At 74.5% G+C, this 19,118-nt stretch carries 18 protein-coding genes and 1 tRNA gene; 10 read left to right on the forward strand and 9 right to left on the reverse strand.

Annotation, left to right across the window (positions count from 1 at the left end):
• Nucleotides 1-86: 86 nt before the first annotated feature.
• Nucleotides 87-968, reverse strand: a complete 882-nt coding sequence (locus ACIRFH_RS01690) for an NAD(P)H-binding protein (protein ID WP_403516558.1) — start codon at nucleotides 966-968, stop codon at nucleotides 87-89.
• A 141-nt stretch (nucleotides 969-1,109) separates the two neighbouring features.
• On the opposite strand from ACIRFH_RS01690, the gene ACIRFH_RS01695 reads away from it, so the two are divergent.
• Complete coding sequence (locus ACIRFH_RS01695) at nucleotides 1,110-1,841, forward strand: helix-turn-helix transcriptional regulator (protein WP_403516559.1); 732 nt, start codon at nucleotides 1,110-1,112, stop codon at nucleotides 1,839-1,841.
• 59 nt (nucleotides 1,842-1,900) lie between these two features.
• Here ACIRFH_RS01695 and ACIRFH_RS01700 read toward each other — a convergent pair whose 3' ends face one another.
• Together ACIRFH_RS01700 and ACIRFH_RS01705 are read right to left on the reverse strand one after the other, a co-directional pair.
• Nucleotides 1,901-2,323: a hypothetical protein gene (locus ACIRFH_RS01700; protein WP_403516560.1), complete on the reverse strand. Its 423-nt coding sequence runs from the start codon at nucleotides 2,321-2,323 to the stop codon at nucleotides 1,901-1,903.
• 209 nt (nucleotides 2,324-2,532) lie between these two features.
• Nucleotides 2,533-3,129 (reverse strand): histidine phosphatase family protein, encoded by a 597-nt coding sequence (locus tag ACIRFH_RS01705; protein WP_403516561.1) that lies wholly within the window; start codon nucleotides 3,127-3,129, stop codon nucleotides 2,533-2,535.
• A gap of 194 nt (nucleotides 3,130-3,323) precedes the next feature.
• Between ACIRFH_RS01705 and ACIRFH_RS01710 the strand changes: the two genes are divergently transcribed.
• The 7 genes from ACIRFH_RS01710 to ACIRFH_RS01740 all read left to right on the forward strand — a co-directional run bounded on the left by ACIRFH_RS01710 (nucleotide 3,324) and on the right by ACIRFH_RS01740 (nucleotide 9,958).
• Nucleotides 3,324-4,277: a phosphatase PAP2 family protein gene (locus tag ACIRFH_RS01710; protein ID WP_403516562.1), complete on the forward strand. Its 954-nt coding sequence runs from the start codon at nucleotides 3,324-3,326 to the stop codon at nucleotides 4,275-4,277.
• Nucleotides 4,174-5,370, forward strand: a complete 1,197-nt coding sequence (locus ACIRFH_RS01715; protein ID WP_403516563.1) for a hypothetical protein — start codon at nucleotides 4,174-4,176, stop codon at nucleotides 5,368-5,370. The genes ACIRFH_RS01710 and ACIRFH_RS01715 overlap by 104 nt, the downstream gene beginning before the upstream one ends.
• Nucleotides 5,361-6,959, forward strand: a complete 1,599-nt coding sequence (locus ACIRFH_RS01720; protein ID WP_403516564.1) for a hypothetical protein — start codon at nucleotides 5,361-5,363, stop codon at nucleotides 6,957-6,959. Before ACIRFH_RS01715 ends, ACIRFH_RS01720 begins: the two co-directional genes overlap by 10 nt.
• Nucleotides 6,956-8,317 (forward strand): AAA domain-containing protein, encoded by a 1,362-nt coding sequence (locus ACIRFH_RS01725; RefSeq protein ID WP_403516565.1) that lies wholly within the window; start codon nucleotides 6,956-6,958, stop codon nucleotides 8,315-8,317. The genes ACIRFH_RS01720 and ACIRFH_RS01725 overlap by 4 nt, the downstream gene beginning before the upstream one ends.
• A gap of 458 nt (nucleotides 8,318-8,775) precedes the next feature.
• Nucleotides 8,776-9,147, forward strand: coding sequence for a hypothetical protein (locus ACIRFH_RS01730; RefSeq protein WP_403516566.1), 372 nt, complete (start codon nucleotides 8,776-8,778; stop codon nucleotides 9,145-9,147).
• 162 nt (nucleotides 9,148-9,309) lie between these two features.
• Nucleotides 9,310-9,894, forward strand: coding sequence for a bifunctional DNA primase/polymerase (locus tag ACIRFH_RS01735; RefSeq protein ID WP_403516567.1), 585 nt, complete (start codon nucleotides 9,310-9,312; stop codon nucleotides 9,892-9,894).
• Nucleotides 9,885-9,958: transfer RNA gene (locus tag ACIRFH_RS01740), tRNA-Lys, on the forward strand. The genes ACIRFH_RS01735 and ACIRFH_RS01740 overlap by 10 nt, the downstream gene beginning before the upstream one ends.
• An 86-nt stretch (nucleotides 9,959-10,044) precedes the next feature.
• Here the strand turns inward: ACIRFH_RS01740 and ACIRFH_RS01745 are convergent.
• Nucleotides 10,045-11,421 (reverse strand): M6 family metalloprotease domain-containing protein, encoded by a 1,377-nt coding sequence (locus tag ACIRFH_RS01745; RefSeq protein WP_403516568.1) that lies wholly within the window; start codon nucleotides 11,419-11,421, stop codon nucleotides 10,045-10,047.
• A 283-nt stretch (nucleotides 11,422-11,704) separates the two neighbouring features.
• Between ACIRFH_RS01745 and ACIRFH_RS01750 the strand changes: the two genes are divergently transcribed.
• Nucleotides 11,705-13,594, forward strand: a complete 1,890-nt coding sequence (locus ACIRFH_RS01750; protein WP_403516569.1) for a putative bifunctional diguanylate cyclase/phosphodiesterase — start codon at nucleotides 11,705-11,707, stop codon at nucleotides 13,592-13,594.
• Here the strand turns inward: ACIRFH_RS01750 and ACIRFH_RS01755 are convergent.
• The 3 genes from ACIRFH_RS01755 to ACIRFH_RS01765 all read right to left on the reverse strand — a co-directional run bounded on the left by ACIRFH_RS01755 (nucleotide 13,570) and on the right by ACIRFH_RS01765 (nucleotide 15,795).
• Nucleotides 13,570-14,670 (reverse strand): LLM class flavin-dependent oxidoreductase, encoded by a 1,101-nt coding sequence (locus ACIRFH_RS01755; RefSeq protein WP_403516570.1) that lies wholly within the window; start codon nucleotides 14,668-14,670, stop codon nucleotides 13,570-13,572. The genes ACIRFH_RS01750 and ACIRFH_RS01755 overlap by 25 nt on opposite strands.
• A gap of 70 nt (nucleotides 14,671-14,740) precedes the next feature.
• Nucleotides 14,741-14,935, reverse strand: a complete 195-nt coding sequence (locus ACIRFH_RS01760; RefSeq protein WP_403516571.1) for a DUF397 domain-containing protein — start codon at nucleotides 14,933-14,935, stop codon at nucleotides 14,741-14,743.
• 8 nt (nucleotides 14,936-14,943) lie between these two features.
• Nucleotides 14,944-15,795: a helix-turn-helix domain-containing protein gene (locus tag ACIRFH_RS01765; RefSeq protein ID WP_403516572.1), complete on the reverse strand. Its 852-nt coding sequence runs from the start codon at nucleotides 15,793-15,795 to the stop codon at nucleotides 14,944-14,946.
• A gap of 224 nt (nucleotides 15,796-16,019) precedes the next feature.
• Here ACIRFH_RS01765 and ACIRFH_RS01770 point away from each other — a divergent pair, with 224 nt between their 5' ends.
• Entirely contained in the window at nucleotides 16,020-16,454 is a 435-nt protein-coding gene (locus tag ACIRFH_RS01770; protein WP_403516573.1) for an ATP-binding protein, read from the forward strand.
• Nucleotides 16,455-16,597: 143 nt separating this feature from the next.
• Here ACIRFH_RS01770 and ACIRFH_RS01775 read toward each other — a convergent pair whose 3' ends face one another.
• Together ACIRFH_RS01775 and ACIRFH_RS01780 are read right to left on the reverse strand one after the other, a co-directional pair.
• Nucleotides 16,598-18,469, reverse strand: coding sequence for an SMI1/KNR4 family protein (locus ACIRFH_RS01775; protein WP_403516574.1), 1,872 nt, complete (start codon nucleotides 18,467-18,469; stop codon nucleotides 16,598-16,600).
• 37 nt (nucleotides 18,470-18,506) lie between these two features.
• Nucleotides 18,507-18,995, reverse strand: coding sequence for a pyridoxamine 5'-phosphate oxidase family protein (locus ACIRFH_RS01780; RefSeq protein WP_403516575.1), 489 nt, complete (start codon nucleotides 18,993-18,995; stop codon nucleotides 18,507-18,509).
• Between the last annotated feature and the right edge of the window lie 123 nt (nucleotides 18,996-19,118).

Genomic DNA, 19,118 nt, shown 5'->3' on the forward strand with positions numbered 1-19,118 from the left:
GCCGACGCGCCCGGCCGCCGACGCGCCCGGCCGTCGGCGCATCCCGGCCGTCGGCGCATCCCGGCGGCCCGGGTGCGCCGGCGTACTCAGGACCCGTCGGCGAGCTGGTGCCGGAGGTGGTCGTAGGCCCAGGCGGCGAGCGTGGTCGGGGTGGTGGTCCGGACCGTGCGGCGCTGTTCGGGCACGAAGTCCTCACGCAGACCGGTCGCCATGCCCAGCATCGCCTCGACCCGCTTGTCGGGCATCCCGGCCAGGCGGAGCTGCGCGCGCAGGGTGTCGTCGGGGACCTGTTCGACGTGGATCTTCCGGCCCGTGGCGGCGGTGAGGATGTCGGCGACCTGACGCCAGGTGAGGTCGGCGGGCCCGTGGACCGCCTGCACACAGCGTCCGGACCAGTCGGGGGAGAGGAGCCGGCCGACGGCGACCTCGGCGATGTCGCGGGGTGCCACCCAGGGCATGGAATGGTCGAGCGGGTAGGTCACCTGGAGGGTGCCGGCCCGCAGGGCGTCGAGCTGGTACCCGAGATTGGTGAAGAAGTAGCCGCAGCGCAGGTGGGTGACGTCGACACCGAGACCGTCCAGAGCGGTCTCGGTGTGTGCCAGGCCGTCGATCTCGCCGGCGCCGTGCCGCTTCTCGGCGCCGACGCTGCTCTGGAAGACGACGCGGCCGATCCCGTTGCCGGTGACGGCACGCACCACGGCGGCGGTGGCACGGGCGTAGTCGGCGAGGGGGTCCTCGCCGACGGCGGGCGGGTCCACCCAGAAGAGCGCGTCGACGCCCTCGGTGGCGGCCGCCACGGCTTCGGCGTCGTACAGGTCCACCGGTACGGCGTCCACCTCGTCCCGCACGGGGGAGGCCAGCCGGGCGGGATCACGCAGCAGGGCGCGCGGGCGGATCCCGGCCCGGACCAGCATGGCGACGACGTGCCGACCGACGTTCCCGGTCGGGGTGGTGACAGCGATCCGCACGATCTCTTCCTCTCGCTCGATGACTCGGCCGCGGACCGGGAACCGCGGGCCGGAAACCACGGCCCGGTACCGCGGACTGGAACCGCAGGCTAGGAACAGAGGCGGCCAGATCTCGTCCTCCTCTCCTGGAAAACTGCCGGCATGGACCTCGACCCGGTGACCAGGACCCTGAACCTGCTGGCTCTCCTGCAGTCGGGAGGCGAGCGGACCCCCGCCGAACTGGCCGAACGGCTCGGTACGAGCGTCCGCACCGTGCGCCGCGACGTCCAGCGGCTGCGCCGGCTCGGCTACACCGTCGAGGCGCGTCCGGGACCCGGCAGCGCCTACCGGCTGCGCCCCGGGGTCAGGATCCCGCCCCTGCTGTTCACCGCCGACGAGATCACCGCGCTGGTGGCCGGGCTGCGTCTGATCCACGCCTGGCTCCCCGGGGAGACGGTCACGGCGAGCGCCCTGCTCAAACTCGACCAGGTCCTCCCCCGATCCCTGCGCAGCCGGGCGGCCGCCACCGACCTGGCGACCGAGGTGCTGCAGCAGCCCGACGCCGCGATCTCGGCGGCGACGGTCGGGGTGATCGCCGACGCGGTGGCCCAGGAGGGCAGGCTGCGGTTCCGGTACACCGATCGGCACCGCCGGCCGTCCACCCGCCTGGTCGAGCCGTACCGTCACTTCCTGCGCGCCGGCCACTGGTACCTCGTGGCGTTCGACGTCGACCGGGAGGACTGGCGCACGTTCCGCCTCGACCGGATCACCGACGTCTCCCGGGAGCCGGGCGGCCACCGGCCCCGCGAGTTCCCGAGCCCGTCCCTCGAACACTGGCTGTCCCACGACTTCGGCCGCGCCACCGCGTCCCCTGCCGCCGAACCGGCTGGGTGACCTCCGCACGGCACCGGTCACGACGACGCGCCGTGACCGGTGCCGTGCGGTTCCCGGTGTCAGAGGGCCGACGTCGCCGGCTGCGGGGCCGGGGTCCCCGGCCCCTGCTCCTGCCGTGGCTCGGTGGGTGTGCTCGTGCCGATCGGCGGGACGTGGCGCAGCAGTACCGCCACCAGGGCCGCCGTCTGGAGCCCCGTGGTGAAGGCGTCCTTCGCCGCGGCCAGCAGGGCGGCACCGTCCGGCAGGCGTTCCGCGGCGGCGATCGCGGCGCCCACGGTGTCCCTGGCCTCGGCGGGCGCGCTGTCCGGCGTCTCCCCTCGGTAGACGGCGGCCGCGAGCGTGCCCGTGAGGGCGATGCCGAGGGCGAGGCCGAGGACGTAGGCGGTCTGGCCGGTCGCGGCGGCGGCGCCCGCCTTCTGCTCCGGTGCCGAGCCGACGGCCGGGGCCGTGCCGAGGACACTGATCGGGGCGACGCCGAACATGATCACGGTCAGGCCGGGCGAGGCGGTCGGAACGCCTTCCGACAGGGCGATGGCGCCGTAGCCGGTCAGGGACAGCAGCAGGCCGCCGACCAGGACGTACGCCGGACGGAACCGGCGGGCGAGGGCCGGGGTGATCCCGGAAGGAGCGATCCCGGCAGGGGTGACGCCGCCCGCGGCGCGTGACCGTTCCCTCCGGGCCGGTCGCCGGACTACGCGGTCAGGTGGCCGTGGTCGTTCCAGCTCTCGATGGCCGGTTCGCCGTAGGCCCAGCCGAGGACGGAGAGGGAGGTCGGGTTGAGGCGTATCCGGGCCGCGAAGTCCAGCGGCAGGCCCAGCCAGCGGGCGCCGACCGAGCGCAGGATGTGGCCGTGGGCGAAGACCAGGACGTCGCGGTCCGCCTCCCGTGCCCACGCGACCACCTCGTCCGCGCGCGCGGTGACGTCGGCCGGGCTCTCGCCCTGCGGGACCCCGTCCCGCCAGATCAGCCAGCCGGGCCGGACCGCCTGGATCTCGGCCGGCGTCATGCCCTCGTACGCCCCGTAGTCCCACTCCATGAGCGTGTCCCAGGTGCGGGCGCGCTCGCCGAAGCCGGCCAGTTCGCAGGTCTCGTGGGCCCGGGACAGGGGGCTGGTGCGCACCTCGACGCCGGGCAGGCCGTCCAGGGGCGCCCGGTGCAGGCGCTCGCCGAGCAGCTTGGCGCCGCGCCGGCCCTCCTCCAGGAGCGGCACATCGGTCCTGCCGGTGTGCTTGCCGGACAGCGACCACTCGGTCTGTCCGTGCCGGGCCAGCAGGATGCGCGGTGCCATGGAGGGGCCTTTCCGGGAGGTGCGTCGGAGGGAGTCCCCTCCATCATCGCGTACGCCGTGCGCGGGCAACCCGCAGGGACGTACCGGCGTCTGTCAGGGCTGGGGGGTGCTCCACGGGGAGGGCTGCCGGACGCCGTAGAGTGGCACGCCATGCCCCGCCGGGCACGCGTGAGAAGAAGGGGAGGGCGATCGGATTGCCGCACACCGAGACACCGGGCACCGAGGCGGCCCCGCAGACTCGGCTTCGCTGGTGGACCGAGCTCCCGCTGATCGTCCTCGTGTACGCCTGCTACTCCGCGGGCCGCCTCCTCGTACGCGGTGACGTCTCGGACGCCGTCGACCACGGGCTGGCGATCCTGCGCGTCGAGAAGGCGCTGTTCCTCAACGCGGAACACCCGCTCAACCGTCTCTTCACCCGCGAACCGTGGCTCGGCGTCCCGGCCGACTTCTGGTACGCGTCGCTGCACTACGTCGTCACCCCGGCGGTCCTGGTCTGGCTGTTCCGCTCGCGCGCGGTGCGCTACCGGGCGGCCCGGACCTGGCTGATGACGTCCACGTTCATCGGGCTGATCGGTTTCACGCTGCTGCCGACCTGTCCGCCCCGGCTGCTGGAGGCGAGCCACGGGTTCGTCGACACGATGGCCCACTACAGCTCGTACGGCTGGTGGGGCGGCGAGGCGAGCGCGCCGCGCGGTCTGGGCGGGATGACCAACCAGTACGCGGCCATGCCGAGCCTGCACGTGGGCTGGGCGCTGTGGTGCGGTGTGATGCTGTGGCGCCACGGCGGCACGCGCACGGCGAAGGTGGCCGGTGTCGTCTACCCGCTGGTGACGACGCTCGTGGTGATGGGCACCGCGAACCACTACTTCCTCGACGCCGTGGCGGGCGCCGCCGTGATGGGCGCGGGGTTCCTGCTGGCGCCGTCCGTGATGCGGGCCGCGGACCGGGTGCGGGCCCGCGTCACCGCTCGTTTCTCGCCCGCCCCGCAGGGTTCCGGCGGCGCGAATTCCCCGATTGTCAGTGGGGGGTGCCAGACTTCTGCGGGTGATCGATTTCCACGGCAGCGCGAGCAGCGGCCCGGAGCGGGAGCCGAGCCGGACGCCTCCTCCACGGACGCGGGGAACGAGACTCCGGCACCGGCTCGCTGAGCTGCGCGGTCCCGACGTCCCGGCGAAGGCGCTGGACGCTCGGGCCCTGGCCGCCCTCGCCGCCAACCCGGGGTGCAGGCGGCGCGCGCTCCTCGACGGCGCCGGGGTGGACAAGGGTTCGCTGGCGAGTGCGCTGGGTTCGCCGTCGGTCTTCGGGCAGTCGCAGTTCGCGCTGACGCGGGGCAACGCCTTCGAGGCGCGGGTGAAGGCGGACGGCGGCGCCGAGCTGCTGCGGCTCGTGCACGAGAAGCTGGACCGGGGCGCCGAGCCGCCCGCCGGGGCACGGGTGCCCGACCTGTCGGCGACCGGCCCCGAGGGCCGCGCCGCCCGCACCTCGCTGGCGCTGCGGGAGGCGACCCGGGCGTCCGGCGCCTGGACGCTCCTGGAGCACCCGATGCTGGCCCTGGACGTCGCCGGCTCCCCCGCCTTCCTGGAGCCGGACGCGGTGGTGGTCCACCCGGACGGCACCTGGACGGTCGTCGAGATCAAGTCCTTCCCGATGCTGGACGGCTCCGCGGACCCGGCGAAGGTGGGCGCCGCCGCCCGGCAGGCCGCGGTGTACGTGCTGGCGCTGGAGGAGGTGGCCGGCCGCCTGGACCCGGCACCGCGCGTGCGGCACCGGATCCTCCTGGTCTGCCCCGAGGACTTCTCCAACCTGCCCACCGCGTCCGCCGTCGACGTGCGCAGGCAGCGCGCGGTGACGGGCCGCCAACTGGCCCGCCTCACCCGCATCGAGGAGATCGCCGACGCGCTCCCCGAGGGCGTCTGCTTCTCCCCCGAGCTGCCGGCCGGCGAGCTGACGGCCGCGGTCGAGGCGGTCCCGGCGACGTACGCGCCCGAGTGCCTGTCCGCGTGCGAGCTGGCCTTCCACTGCCGGGCCCGGTCCCGCGCGGCCGGCGCGGTGACCGCGCTGGGCCGCCCGGTGCGCGCCGAGCTGGGCGGGCTGTCGACGGTGGACGAGGTGCTGGCGGCGGCGCGCGGGGAGGCCGGCGACCCGGACGACCCGGCGGTGGCCGCGCTGCGCCGGGCCGCGCAGCTGCGGGCCGAGGCGCTGGCGGCGGTGGGCGGCGGGGAGGTGGCCGCATGTCGCTGATCACCACGCTCGCCCGGCTCGAGGCGGTGCGCAGCGGCCGTGCGCAGCCCGTCGCCACCGTCCGGCACCGGCACCTGTCCGACCGCCCCCTGGTCTTCGTGCCGCTGATCACCGCCGGTGAGGCGGGCGCCCCGCTGGGCGCGCTGGTCGGCACCGACCGGGAGGCGCCGCACCTGCTGGTCGTCCCGCAGCCCCGCGACCGCGACCTGCGCTTCGCGTTCCTGGCCGAGCTGGCCGGCATCGTGCTGCCGCACATCGAGGCGTACGCCGACGCCGTCGAGACCGCCGAGCGCACGGAGACCGACCCGGAGACCGGCAAGCGGGTCAAGGTCGAGGTCGACCTGTGCGCGGACGCGGCGCAGCTGATCGTGCCGAGCCGCGCGGGCATCGACTTCGTCCGGCTGCTCGGCCGGTCCATGCGCTTCCGGCGTACGGCGGAGCAGGACCCGGAGACGCCGCATCCGGCGCCGCCGAGGGTGCCGCTGCTCGGCCGGTGGCTGACCCACTACGGCGAGCGGGCCCGGGTGCCCGGCTCGTCCCTCCTCCTCGCCGTGACCGACCTGCTGGGCCGGCACTGGGCGACCGGGCAGTCCACCCTGGAGGACCAGCACCTGGGGGCGCTGCTGGGGTGGATCGCCCCGCCGGCGGAGTTCCCCGGCGGCGCCGAGGCCGCGCGCCACGCCGAACTCGCCCGTGACGCCGACGGCCAGCTGCGGTGCCCGCCCGCGGGCCCGGCGACCGACCCGGCCTTCGACAACAAGCTGCTCGCGCCCGCCATCGAGCGCTACGACCGCGCCCGCACGGCGCTCGCCGCCGCCGAGGACGGGCTGGAGGCCGACGACCGGCTGGGTGCGCTCGCCGCCGCCGAGCGGGAGATCCGCGATCTGGTGGAGAGCCGTACGCGGCCCACCTGGGACGCGGTGTGGCGGGGCCTGGACCTGGTGCGGGAGCTGCCCGCCGGGGCGCACGTCGAGGACCGGTGGACGCGCGACCGCTGGTCGTTCACCTCGCACCGCGACCGCGTCCTCGCCGGTGAGCCCCCGCAGCCGCGCCGGGACGACGCGGTGACGGCGGCGAACAAGCTCGCCACGCGCGAGCGCGAGCAGGCCCGGCTGGAGGCGCAGGAGGCGCTGGACGACCCGCTGGTGATGGCCGGGCGGCGGCTGTCCGGGGAGGCGTTCGCGGGCGAGGTCGTCGACGTGGTCATGGCGTACAGCGAGAGCAGGCGGCCCAGCCCGCGCCCGCTGGTCACCGTCCGCACGGACGACCGGCCGCACCTGGACGAGCGGGTGAAGGTGTACCGGTCGCTGGGCGGCAAGCCGCAGGCGGCGGAGTACGTCGGGCAGGACGACGAGGGCGGCCTGGTCCTGCGGATCGTGGACAGGATGGGCCGCGGCAAGGAGCCCGAGGCCGGGTCGGTGCCGGAGAAGGGCGACCGGGTCTGCTTCACCCTCTTCGAGCACGAGCAGCGGGGCGGGGCGAAGCTGCCCGACCCGGAGCGGACCCCGTGGACGCACGGCGGGCCGCCCGGTGAGACGGCCGCCGTTCCGGAGCCCGCCGACGCCCACACCGAGGAGGACGTCCTGTGACCGCCGAGGCCACCACCGCTCCCCTGGACCGGTCCTTCGACCCGGGTGCCGAGGCCGCCCGCGCCACCGCGGCGATCCTCCACGACACCCTGCACGGCACCGAGCGCGGTGTCGTCGTGGACTCCCCGCCGGGCGCCGGCAAGTCCACGCTCGTGGTGCGGGCGGCGCTGGAGCTGGCCGGGGCCGGACGTCCGCTGATGGTGGTGGCGCAGACCAACGCCCAGGTGGACGACCTGGTGCTGCGCCTCGCCGAGAAGGACCCGGACCTGCCCGTGGGCCGCCTGCACAGCAGCGACGCCGACCCGTACGACAAGGCGCTCGACGGCCTGGCGAACGTCCGCACGTCGGCGAAGGCCGCGGATCTCGCCGGGCAGGCGGTGGTCCTGTCGACCGCCGCGAAGTGGGCGCACGTCACGGTGGACGAGCCGTGGCGGCACGCGATCGTCGACGAGGCGTACCAGATGCGCTCCGACGCGCTGCTGGCCGTGGCCGGCCTGTTCGAGCGGGCGCTGTTCGTCGGCGACCCCGGTCAGCTGGACCCGTTCACGACGGTGGGCAGCGAGCAGTGGGCGGGGCTGTCGTACGACCCGTCGGCCTCCGCGGTGACGACCCTCCTCGCCCACAACCCGGGCCTGCCGCAGCACCGGCTGCCGGTGTCGTGGCGGCTCCCCGCGTCGGCGGCGCCGCTGGTGTCGGCGGCGTTCTACCCGTACACGCCGTTCCGCAGCGGCACGGGCCACGGTGACCGACGGCTGTCCTTCGCGGTGCCGTCGGACGGTTCGGGGCCCGACCGGGTCATCGACGAGGCCGCCGTCTCGGGCTGGGGACTGCTGGAGCTGCCCGCCCGGCACACCCCGCGCACGGACCCGGAGGCGGTGCGGGCGGTGGCGGCGGTGGTGTGCCGGCTGCTCGACCGCGGGGGCGCGGCGACGTCCGAACGCTCACCGGACCCGGCCCCGCTGACGGCGGGCCGCATCGCCGTGGGCACCGCGCACCGGGACCAGGCGGCGGCGGTCCGGGCGGCGCTGGCCGACCTGGGGGTGCGGGACGTGACGGTCGACACGGCGAACCGGCTCCAGGGCCGGGAGTACGACGTGACGGTCGTCCTGCACCCGCTCTCGGGCCGTCCCGACGCCACCGCCTTCCACCTGGAGACGGGCCGCCTGTGCGTCCTGGCCTCCCGGCACCGGCACGCGTGCATCGTGGTGTGCCGCGCGGGGGTGGACGCCCTGCTGGACGACTACCCGTCGACGGAGCCGGTCCAGCTGGGAACGCTGGTGAAGTTCCCGGACGGCTGGGAGGCGAACCACGCTGTCCTGGCCCACCTCGCGGAACACCGGGTGCCCTGGCAACCCTGAACACGACACCGCACCCCACCCACCGGACGGAGTCCGGCACGCCGCCGGAGGCGGCCGAAGGACACAGCCCCGGACGGCTGGGAGGCCAACCACGCTGTCCTGGCCCACCTCGCGGAACACCGGGTGCCCTGGCAACCCTGAACACGACACCGCACCCCACCCACCGGACGGAGTCCGGCACGCCGCCGGAGGCGGCCGAAGGACACAGCCCCGGACGGCTGGGAGGCCAACCACGCTGTCCTGGCCCACCTCGCGGAACACCGGGTGCCCTGGCAACCCTGAACACGACACCGCACCCCACCCACCGGACGGAGTCCTGACCGCGCCCGTGTCCGGTGCCCGTTCCCGCGGGGGCGAGGCCCACTTGCACGGGCGCGGGACAATGGACGGTGGCCCACTCCACCGAGTGCCCCCGCCCGCGGGGGAGGGTCGTTCGTGACGTACGAGAAGGAGAAGACATGGCGGAGCCCACGCCGGGTCGGAACCAACCGCGGCTGCGCCCCGCGCCCCTGCTCTTCGAGCCCGCCGAGGCGGCCGCCGATCCGGAGCACTTCTTCGACCTCGAGTCGATCGACGACCCCCGGGCGCTGCTGGACCGCGCGACGGAGCTGACGCAGGCGTTCCGGGCCGCGGCGGACCGCGCGGTGGAGTTCCAGGCGATGGCGGCGGCGCAGTTGGCGGACCCCCGGAAGTTCGACCGGCTGACGGCCGCGGACATCGCCGACCGGGCCGAGTGGACCGAGGACTACGCCAAGAAGATGGTGGAGTTCGGGCGGGACCTGCTGCGCGGTGCCGAGGGCGGCGGTCCGGGGCGCGTCGACCCGGTGTGACCGCGCCCTGAGACCCGTCGTCCGTCCAGGACCGTCGTCCGCCTGTTCGACCAGACCGGACGCATATGCCAGACGGGCAAGATACCCGCTCCCCCTCCCCTCCGTCCCGGTTTCCCGCAACTCAGCGGAGCGGCGGTCTCACGCCCGGTAAAGGTAAGGGGCATGAGCAGCTCACGGAATGTCTCGGACGTCACCGCGGACGGCGCCGCCTGGCTGGCCTCGGCGGGGGCCTACCCGCGCAGCACCCTCGCCCTGTGGGAGGAGCGGCCGGACGCCCCGGTCGTCCTGCCCTGCGGTTCGGCCTTCGACGTGGTGAGCGTCCCCACGGTCTTCGGGCATCGGATGCTGGACCGGATGTGGGACGAGGGCCCGGGATCGGGACCCGTGGCCGAGTTCCGGGGCCGGACGCTGCTGTTCGCCGCGCCGGGCACCGCCCAGCGGCTCCCCTCGCTGCTGGAGTGGGAGGAGTGGAGCGCGCGCGGCCGGCGGGGCGGCCGTACCGGCGCCGTGCCGCCGCTGCTGTGCCACGGCGCCGGGGACGCGGTGACCGTCCCGGCGCTCACCGGCGCGTCCCCGCGTTCCGGTTCCCGCTGGCTGGTGGCCCCCGACACCCGCCTGCCGTGGCTGCCGGGTCCGGAGATCCTGCTCTGGGCGGCCGTGCGGGCGGCCAGGGCCGCGGTGCGGATTTCGATTTTTCCTCCCGCCGACCCGGATGCTAAGGTCTACGACGTCAGCAGGCGCCGCTAGCTCAGTTGGTTAGAGCAGCTGACTCTTAATCAGCGGGTCCGGGGTTCGAGTCCCTGGCGGCGCACCGACACCGGAAGGCCCCTCGTGAGAGCGAGGGGCCTTTCGCGTGCCCGGCACGCCCCGGCTGCGTCGAGGTCCGCCCGGAGGGGCTCAGCCGGGTGTGATCTTCACCGTCCAGGCGCCCGACGCCGTCCGTCCCTCCACCTCGACCCGTACGCCGTCCCCCGGCACCGTGAAGCTCTCGCCGAGCCCGACCGGCGCGTCCGCGAGCGGGGGGTAGACCGAGTCCTCCCAGCAGGCCTCGGTGTGCGGGTGGGCGTCGACCACCTCGACCGGTCCGCCCCCGGACTCCGCCCCGCCGCGCACCCGGTACACCAGCACCCCGGCGCGGCAGGCGGCGGCGTCGTTGCCGACCGGCCCCCGCGCCTCGAAGGCGAGGGCGCTGTCGGCCCCGGTGCGGACCACGGCCAGCTTGGTGCCCCGGCCGAGCCCGAAGGCCGGTGCGCCGGCGGCCCCCGCCACCACCACGCCGGGGCCCGCGCCGAGCGGCTCCAGGGTCAGCCGGGTCGGTCCGCTGCCGCGCACGCACGCCACCTGGCGGGGCCGCAGCCAGCCCAGCTTCCACTTGTGCCAGCCGAACAGGTCGGGGGCCAGTCCGAACTGGCTGCCCATCAGGTCCCAGTCGCCGACGTACGTGTCCCAGTCGCCCTTGCCGTCGGCGGGCCGGTGGTACAGGTCGGGCAGGTCGAAGACGTGCCCGGTCTCGTGGGCCAGCACCAGCCGGTCCGGCGGATGGTTCTCGAACACCGTGACGACGCGCCGGACGTCGGTGCCGTCGGCGCGCATCGGGGTGTCCAGGTTGACGACCTTCGTGGCGTCGGAGTCGACGCCGGGAGCGTCCGGGTCGGCGACGAAGTAGACGACGTCGTAGCGGGAGAAGTCCACGTGCGGGTCTGCGGCGGCGAGCGCGTCGCGCAGGTAGGCGGCCCGGTGCCCGGGGCTCCAGTCGCGCCGTATGTCGTACGCCGTCGACGGCTTCGGCATGCGGATCCAGTGCCGCAGGGGGTGCGGGCGGAGCGTGAACGCGCCGTAGGAGGCGTGCCGGAAGAAGCGGGTGGTGGCCGGGAAGTGATCGGCGGCCAGTTCCGCCGTCGCGGTCAGCGGCCGGGAGTCCGGGAAGGAGAGGAACACCATCACCGCGTCCAGCGAGCGGGCCGGACGCGGGTAGGCGGCGTTCCAGGTGTCCAGGCCCTCGGAGTGGTGGGCCGCGGTGCGCCGCAGCGCGCAGGGCTGCGGGGAGAAGGGCTCGGCGACCGAGGGTGCGGTGACCAGGGAGGTCGCCGCGAGCGCCGACATGGTGGTGCACACCGCGGCCGTGCTGCGCAGTCTGGGCCGGACCGTCCCCGTGGTGCGGCGGCCCGCTCCGAGGCCCTTGAGGACCTCGCGGGGAAGTCGCCTCAGGGGGAGCTGGCGCGGCACAAGGACCTCCGGGTGCGGTTCGCGGGACACCGCACCCAGCTTGTGCATGTTTGTCGTACTGCGCCCTGTTCGCCTGCACCGGTCGGGTGAGTCGCCGGGGGCTCCGCCGGGGTCCGCCGGAGCCGGCACCCGCACCCCCTTCACGGAACGTCACGACTGGTCGGAGGCGTGTCGAAGGCCGTCCAGAGACGGACAGAAACGATCACCCTGAGGGCTCACTCGGTCCGGAAAGCGGTTCGGCGGCTGGAAGAGCCCGGAGTCAGCCTCTATGATCGGCACACTTTCCTGCACGGACAGACGGACCGAGATCGAGGCACTGCGGGAGCGAGCGGTGAGCGGAACCTCCGAAGGGCCGGCGCCCGGGGCAGACCTCGACCGGTCGACCGTCACGGACAGTGACGTCGGCCTGGCCGCACGTGCGGGGTTCCCGGCCTATCGCTCGGTGTTCACGGCCGCCCCGCTCGCGATGGCCGTCGTGGACCCCGAGGGCCTGGTCGTCAGCGCCAACGACACGCTGGGCACGCTGCTCGGCACCGACCCCGCCGAGCTGGCCGGCCGCGCGGCGGCCGACCTGGTCGACCTCGCGTCCGACGCGGACGCCTGGCACGCGTACCGCGAGGTGCTGTGCGGCCGGCAGCCCCGGCTGGACTGCACCCGCCGCCTGAAGCGGGCCGACGGACACTCCCTGTGGGTCCAGGTCACCGTGGCGCGACTGGCCGGGGACACGCCCGGTCTGCTGCTGTCCGTCTGCGACATCAGCGCCCGGCGCGAACTCCAGGCCCGGCTGCGGCACCTCCAGATGCACGACCCGGTGACCCGGCTGCCCAACCGCGCCCTGTTCTTCGAACGGCTGACGGCCGCGCTGGAGGCGGAGTCGTACGAGCACGGCGGCACCGGCCGGGTCGGCCTGTGCTACCTGGACGTGGACGGTTTCAAGGCCGTCAACGACACCCTCGGCCACCGGGTCGGCGACCGGCTGCTGGCCGCCGTCGCCGAGCGGCTCACGCGCTGCGCGGAGGAGGCCGCGGGCACGCGGACCGGGGTGCCGCTGGTGGCCCGCCTCGGCGGCGACGAGTTCGCCCTGCTGGTGGAGGACTCCACGGGTACCGACCAGCTCGCCGAGCTCGCCGAGTCCGTGCTGGCGGCCCTCCAAGAGCCCTTCGAGCTCTCCGGCCGCCGTCTGTCGGTCACCGCGTCGGTCGGCGTGGTCGAGCGGCACACCGCCGGGACGACGCCCACCGCGCTGATGCAGGCGGCCGACACGACCCTGTACTGGGCCAAGGCCGACGGGCGGGCCCGCTGGACGCTGTTCGACCCCGAGCGCAACGCCAGCCGCATGACCCGCCAGGCGCTCGCCGCCACGCTCCGTCCGGCCATCGACCGCGGCGAGTTCGCCCTGGAGTACCAGCCGCTGGTGGGCATGGACGACGGGCGGGTGCGGGGCGTCGAGGCGCTCATCCGCTGGAATCACCCGCAGTTCGGCGTGCTGGCGCCGAACCGGTTCATCTCGCTGGCGGAGGAGGACGGCTCGATCGTGCCGCTCGGCCGCTGGATCCTGCGCACCGCCTGCCGGCAGGCCCGCCGCTGGCAGCTCGACCACCCCGGCGAGCCGCCCCTCTTCGTCAGCGTCAACGTGGCGGTCCGCCAGGTCTGGGACTCCGACCTGGTCGCGGACGTGGCGGCGATCCTGGAGGAGACGGGCCTCGCCCCGCACCTGCTCCAGCTGGAGCTGACGGAGTCCGCGGTGATGGGCTCGGCGGGCCGGCCGCTGGAGGTGCTGAAGGCGCTGAGCGACATGGGCGTCCGCATCGCCATCGACGACTTCGGCACCGGCTACTCGAACCTGGCCTACCTCAGCCGGCTGCCGGTGTCGGTGCTGAAGCTGGACGGCGCCTTCGTCCGGGGCTTCCAGTACGCCGGGGTCGCCGGGGCCTCCGACACCGCCGACGCGTCCGGTGCAGCCGACGCGTCCGGCGACGCCGCGGTGAACCCGGCCGACGAGGTCATCGTCGAGGCGATGGTCCAGCTCGCCCACCGGCTCGGCCTGACCGTCACCGCCGAGTGCGTGGAGACCTCGGACCAGGCGAGCCGGCTGCGCCGCATCGGCTGCGACACCGGCCAGGGCTGGCTGTACTCCCGGCCGGTGGCGCCGGACCGCATCTCCGCGCTGCTGGACGCCTCCCGCACGCCCGGGGTTCAGGCCGGCGCGGGCAAACCGTAGGCGTCGGCGATCAGCTCGTAGGAGCGCAGGCGGACGTCGCCGCCGTGGGCGTTGGCGGTGAGCATCAGCTCGTCGGCGCCGGTGCGCTTCTGCAGGTCGTCCAGACCGGCGCGGACCTCGTCGGCGGTGCCGTGGACGACGTTGGCGTTCCAGGACTGCACGAACTCGCGCTCCATCGGGCTGAAGACGTACGCCTCCGCCTCCTCGGGCGTCGGCACGAGTCCGGGGCGTCCGGTGCGCAGCCGGACCATGTTCAGCGCGGCGGCCAGCACCTGCCGACGGGCCTCCTTCTCGTCGTCGGCGGCGAGCGCGGCGACGCCGATGAGGGCGTACGGCGCGTCCAGCACGGCGGACGGGCGGAAGGACTCGCGGTACAGGTCCAGCGCGGGGATCGTGTTCTGCGCGGAGAAGTGGTGCGCGAAGGCGAAGGGCAGCCCCAGGGTGCCGGCCAGCCGGGCGCTGAAGCCGGAGGAGCCCAGCAGCCACACCGGCGGCCGGTGCGGGGACTGGACGCCACCGGGGGACGTGGCCTGCACGGGGCCCGGCACGGCGTGGATACGGCGGTAGGGGTGCCCGTCGGGGAAGTCGTCGTCGAGGAACCGGATCAGCTCGGCGAGCTGCTGGGGGAAGTCGTCGGCACCCTCGTTCAGCCGGTCGGTGCGGCGCAGCGCGGCGGCGGTCGCCCCGTCGGTGCCGGGCGCCCGGCCCAGGCCCAGGTCGACCCGCCCCGGCGCCATGGCCTCCAGCGTGCCGAACTGCTCCGCGATCACCAGCGGCGCGTGGTTGGGCAGCATGACGCCGCCCGAGCCGAGCCGGATGCGGCCGGTGTGCGCGGCGAGGTGCGCGAGGATCACGGCGGGCGAGGAGGAGGCCACGCCCGGCATCGAGTGGTGCTCGGCGACCCAGTACCGGTGGTACCCGCGCGCCTCGGCGAGCCGCGCGATGTCCACGCTGGTGCGCAGGGCGTCGGTGGCGGTGCGGCCCGCGCCGACGGTCACCAGGTCCAGTACGGAGAGGGGGACGGGCGCGGTGCCGTGGGCGGTGCCCCGGATCTCCTCTGCGGCGTCTGCGGCCATGGTGGGGTGCCTCCTGTTGGTCATGCCGGTGCGCGGGTCGCTGCGCTGGCTAACAGGAGGATGCCTCCGGTTATTCCCCGGCGGGGGCCTTGAGGCTGTCCAGGAACGTGGTGAAGGCGGGGACTGGGAAGGCAAGGGTGCCGTAGGCGGGGTCCTTGGAGTCACGTATACACACGTGAGCGGTACCGTCCGCGATCTCCACGCAGGAGTCGCCGTCGCCGGGACCCGAGTAGCTCGACTTCCGCCAGTTGCCGAGGGTGTCCACGAGATGCCTCACAACTCTTTCGCCAGCTTGTGGATGAGGTCACGCGACCGTTCAGGCTCGATCGACGCGGCCTCCACCTTACGGAAGAGTGTTCGGAACGAGGCCAGTTGCGCTTCGGAGTCGATAAAGGCAGCGCCGTGCGGCGCATCGCGCACGACGGTGTCCAACTTGGGCACGGTGCCCTCCGCATACGCCATCGCACTGCCGGCCCCTGCGAAGCCTTCCAGCTCGAAGGGGATGATCCGCACGGTTACATGCTCCGCTTCGGAGAGTTCGACCAGGTGCGTGAGCTGGGCGCGCGCTGCGGCACGGTCACCGACCATGACGCGCAACGCCGCCTCGTGGATGACGGCCCGGTACGGAGTGGGGGCGGGGCGTTCGAGGATCACCTTGCGTTGCATGCGGTGACGGACTCGCGACTCGATGTCTTCCCTGGGCAGTTCCGGGACTCGGTAGGAGTAGACCGCACGGGCATAGTCCTCCGTCTGCAACAGACCGGGGATGTAGAGGAACTGGACCTCCCGCAGCGAGACCGCGTGGTGCTCCAACTCCGCGAGGTCGAGGAAGGGCGTGGGCAGCACCTCCCGATACTGTTCCCACCAGCCGCGCACCCGACTGGTGGCCATGGCGACCAGCGCCTCGATCAACGCTTCGTCCGAGCACATGTACTGGGCCGCCAGGCGACGCAGCCGCTTCTCACTCACGCCCGCGAGGCCGGCCTCGATCTGGCTGATCTGTGCCGAACTCACTCCCAACAGGGCCGCGGCCTCACGCGACGCGAGACCGGCCGCGTCACGTAGTCGGCGCAGCTCGACCGCCAGGCGCATCTGACGCGCCGTCGGCTCTCGCCTCAGTGCCATCTCCAACCCCTCCCAACACGTCCTTGCGCGCGGCTCGTTCGAGGGGCAGATTACGCGACCGGCTTGCCAGACTTAAAATTCTAGGTCTACCGTCGGTGACGCGCCGCACACTCTGCGAAACGCCGGGGCACCGGAAGCGCACCACTCCGTCGTGCCATGACGGACGCGGCACTGCCACCGCTCCCCACTCCCTCTCCCCTCCGCCGTCTCGACAGGAGCGAGCCATGCCCGAAAGCGAACCGTGGGAGTACTCCCTCTACATCCCCAACGACCCCAGAGCCGTCACCGTCTGCCGCCGCACCCTCCGCCTGATCCTGACCATGCACGGCCTGATCCGCCTGGTGGACGTGGCGGAGCTGCTCGCAACGGAGCTGGTGGGCAACGCCGTTCGGCACACGAAAGGGCCGGCGGCTCTGCGGGTGCGCTGGTCCGGGACGGGAGTCCTCCGCCTCGGCGCCTGGGACGCGGACCCGTCCCCGCCCGAGCCGCCGCAGCCGCTCGACCAGGCCGTGGACCGGGAGGACGGGCGGGGCCTGGCACTGGTGCGGGCCTGCGCCGACGTGTGGGGCTGGCAGCCGCTCGCACGGGAGGGCAACCGCGGCAAATACATCTGGTGTGAGCTGGGCACGCCCCCGGCGGCCGCATCCCGCACGGCCTGACACACCGAGCCATAACGCCCACACCGCCACGGTCACGCGGCCTGGCAGGTGGCACGTGCGTCTGTCTCGGCCCTGTTTCTCATGGGGCTGATCGGCTGGCTGGTCGCTTGGCTCAGGGCGCGACGGGCGGGCTGACTCCTCCTTCACCTGAGCCGGGACCAGGTCAGGACGGCGTAGCCCTCCCCCTCGCGGGGTGCCCTGGTCCACGAGCGGGTGGTGAAGCGGTGCAGGGCGCCGCCGGTGAGCGCGGACCGGGGCAGGGCCAGGGCGTACTCGTCCTCCAGCGCGGCCAGCAGGCGACGTTCGCCGTCCTCGCCGGTCGCGTCCTCGAACAGCCGGGCCGGGTCCAGGGGCCCGGGGATCTCCCCGCTGCGCTCGGTCTCCTCGCCCCGCACCGTGAACGCGAACAGCTCCCGGCCCCGTTCCGCCACCGACAGGTGGACCAGAAGCTCCGTGCGCGTCCGTGCGGGCCGGACCCAGAGCGTCACGCACCGGCCCCCGGCCGAGGCCGCCGTGGCGGGGGACACGAAGAACTGGTTGCCCGGCACGTGCGAGGGGTCCTCCTCGAAGCCGAACGCCCACCCGGACGCCGTCCGTCCCACGGAGAGCACCGCGCGGTCCTCCCAGGGTTCGGCGCCGCCCGCCCTCGGGCGGCGGTTCTCGAAGAAGCGCTCCCGGGGTCCGGCCGGCCGCGGGCTCAGCCCCTCGCAGCCCGGCTCGCCGATCAGGGCGGGCAGGCCGGCCGGTTCGGCGCCCTCCACCCACAGGCAGCGGTAGCCGCTGCGTATCCGGTTGCGCGCGTCGTCCACCAGCCAGCGCAGGCCCGGCGGGTCGAGGTCGGGCACGGGTTCCGGGGTCGGACCGGTGCGGCCCGCGCGCGGTGTGGACACCAGTTCCCGCCAGCGTTCCGGCGTGACCACGCGCCCCAGCACCGAGTCGGCCGTCAGGCCCACCGGCGCCACCAGGTCCGGGCCCGGCGGCGACCAGGACGGCGCCGCCGCCCGGATCGTCCGCCACGCCCCGTCCGCGTCGCCCCAGCGCGCCGCCTCCCGCGCCTCGGACACCGCCCGGCCGAACGCCCCGCCGGGCTCGTACCGGTAGGTGCCGTCCTGGATGCGGGCGACGAGGTCGTCCGCCGCCGCCCGCAGCCCGTCGTCGGCCTCGCTCCCGAGGGCGAGGGTCCCCGGGGACTCCCGGTACCGGTTGTCCTCCACGTGCGCCGCCGCAAGGACCGGCAGCAGCTCGTCGGTGCAGCGGGGATCGGCCACCAGGCCGGTGAAGGCGAAGCGCAGGTCGACCGCCGGGCGGACCGTGAGCTGACGCAGCAGCGCCGCGGCTCCCGGCCGGCCGAACGACCGTGCCTCGGTGAGCAGTTCGGTGGCCGTCTCCACCCGTCCGCGCAGCGCCTCCTCCCTGGCCCGGGCGACGTTGGCGTCCTGGGCGCGGGTGGTGGCGTTCTCGAACCCGGGCACGGAGCCGGCCCGGTCGGCGTGGAACGCGCGGTACCGCGCCTCCATGTACGACCGGAACGACGGGTACCGGTCCGGGAGGTCGCCGTTCCAGCCCTGGTACACGTACAGCGCCCACTCGCCGTCCGCACCGACGTCGCCGGGGTCGAGCAGGGCGTGTGACATGTCGGACTCCGTCTCCAGCCGCAGCGCCCGCCGCCACATCCCCGCCAGCAGGCGGTTCTCCTCGGTGGGGTCCTCGGCGAGGAGTCCCTCGTAGACCTCCGTGAGCCCGGTGGGATCCCCGAACCAGTCGATCTCCGCCACGCCGCCCAGCCGGTACACCGACGCGGTGGCGTCCACCCACCATCCGTCGGAGGCGGCCAGGAACTCCCGGTACGAGGGCGGAAGCCGGGTGCCGAGCCGCTGCTCGGCCGCCGCGACGGCCTCCTCCGAGGCGGGCGGCTCCCCGAGCCGCTCCCGGTGGGTGCCGTACTCGTCCGGAACCCACTCCTCCTGCCAACGACCCAGGAAATCAGGCCAGTTGAAGTCACCGTTCGTCGTCATGCCGGGCATCCTGTCACCCGGCGCCGACAACGGGCCGTCAGGCGAGCCAGTGGCCGTCGCGCATCAGCGCGCGGCCGGTCAGCTCGTTCTCCTCGCGCCAGGCCTGGACGCGGCGCGGGACGAGGCGGAACCAGCGGTACGGCGTGGCCGAGGCGCGCGGGTCGAAGCCGGTGCGTGCGGCGAACCGGTCGCCCCGCCGCGGCGGCAGGGCGTCGATGTCCAGCACCTCGACGTCGGCGTCGATCACGGTGACGTCGCGGGTGTGGCCGAGGGCGAGCCGGGCGACCCGGGTGGCGGCCAGGTTCCGGCCGGTGGGGCTGTCCGCCGGTGTGGCCGCCAGCAGTGCCTCGCCGTCCCAGTCGAAGGACAGCGGTACGAGGTACGGGACGCCGTCCGCCGAGGCGCTGGCCACCCAGACGTCGACGTCGTGGGCGAGCCGGTGCTCGGTGTCCTCGCGGCGCCGGGCGCGGGAGCGGGGGGCGGAGGCGGTGGCGGAGGCGGAGGCGGAGGCGGAGGCGGTGCTCATGGTCACTCCTGGCGGTCGAGGGTGGCACGACCACCCGGTTCCGGCCGGGCCGGTCGTCGTGGTCCGAGCCTCCTCCGGACCGGATGCGGGGCGCTTCCGTGCCGGCCACGGAAACCACCACGG

It is taken from the genome of Streptomyces sp. NPDC093586 (assembly GCF_044764905.1).
In the GTDB taxonomy this organism is placed as follows: Bacteria; Actinomycetota; Actinomycetes; order Streptomycetales; family Streptomycetaceae; genus Streptomyces.

Coding starts and splice junctions, on each gene's coding strand:
- ACIRFH_RS01695 (WP_403516559.1), top strand. CDS start 1,110: ATGGACCTCGACCCGGTGACCAGGACCCTGAACCTGCTGGCTCTCCTG.
- ACIRFH_RS01700 (WP_403516560.1), bottom strand. CDS start 2,323: ATGTTCGGCGTCGCCCCGATCAGTGTCCTCGGCACGGCCCCGGCCGTC.
- ACIRFH_RS01705 (WP_403516561.1), bottom strand. CDS start 3,129: ATGGCACCGCGCATCCTGCTGGCCCGGCACGGACAGACCGAGTGGTCG.
- ACIRFH_RS01720 (WP_403516564.1), top strand. CDS start 5,361: ATGTCGCTGATCACCACGCTCGCCCGGCTCGAGGCGGTGCGCAGCGGC.
- ACIRFH_RS01730 (WP_403516566.1), top strand. CDS start 8,776: ATGGCGGAGCCCACGCCGGGTCGGAACCAACCGCGGCTGCGCCCCGCG.
- ACIRFH_RS01735 (WP_403516567.1), top strand. CDS start 9,310: ATGAGCAGCTCACGGAATGTCTCGGACGTCACCGCGGACGGCGCCGCC.
- ACIRFH_RS01745 (WP_403516568.1), bottom strand. CDS start 11,421: ATGCACAAGCTGGGTGCGGTGTCCCGCGAACCGCACCCGGAGGTCCTT.
- ACIRFH_RS01755 (WP_403516570.1), bottom strand. CDS start 14,670: ATGGCCGCAGACGCCGCAGAGGAGATCCGGGGCACCGCCCACGGCACC.
- ACIRFH_RS01765 (WP_403516572.1), bottom strand. CDS start 15,795: ATGGCACTGAGGCGAGAGCCGACGGCGCGTCAGATGCGCCTGGCGGTC.
- ACIRFH_RS01770 (WP_403516573.1), top strand. CDS start 16,020: ATGCCCGAAAGCGAACCGTGGGAGTACTCCCTCTACATCCCCAACGAC.
- ACIRFH_RS01775 (WP_403516574.1), bottom strand. CDS start 18,469: ATGACGACGAACGGTGACTTCAACTGGCCTGATTTCCTGGGTCGTTGG.
- ACIRFH_RS01780 (WP_403516575.1), bottom strand. CDS start 18,995: ATGAGCACCGCCTCCGCCTCCGCCTCCGCCTCCGCCACCGCCTCCGCC.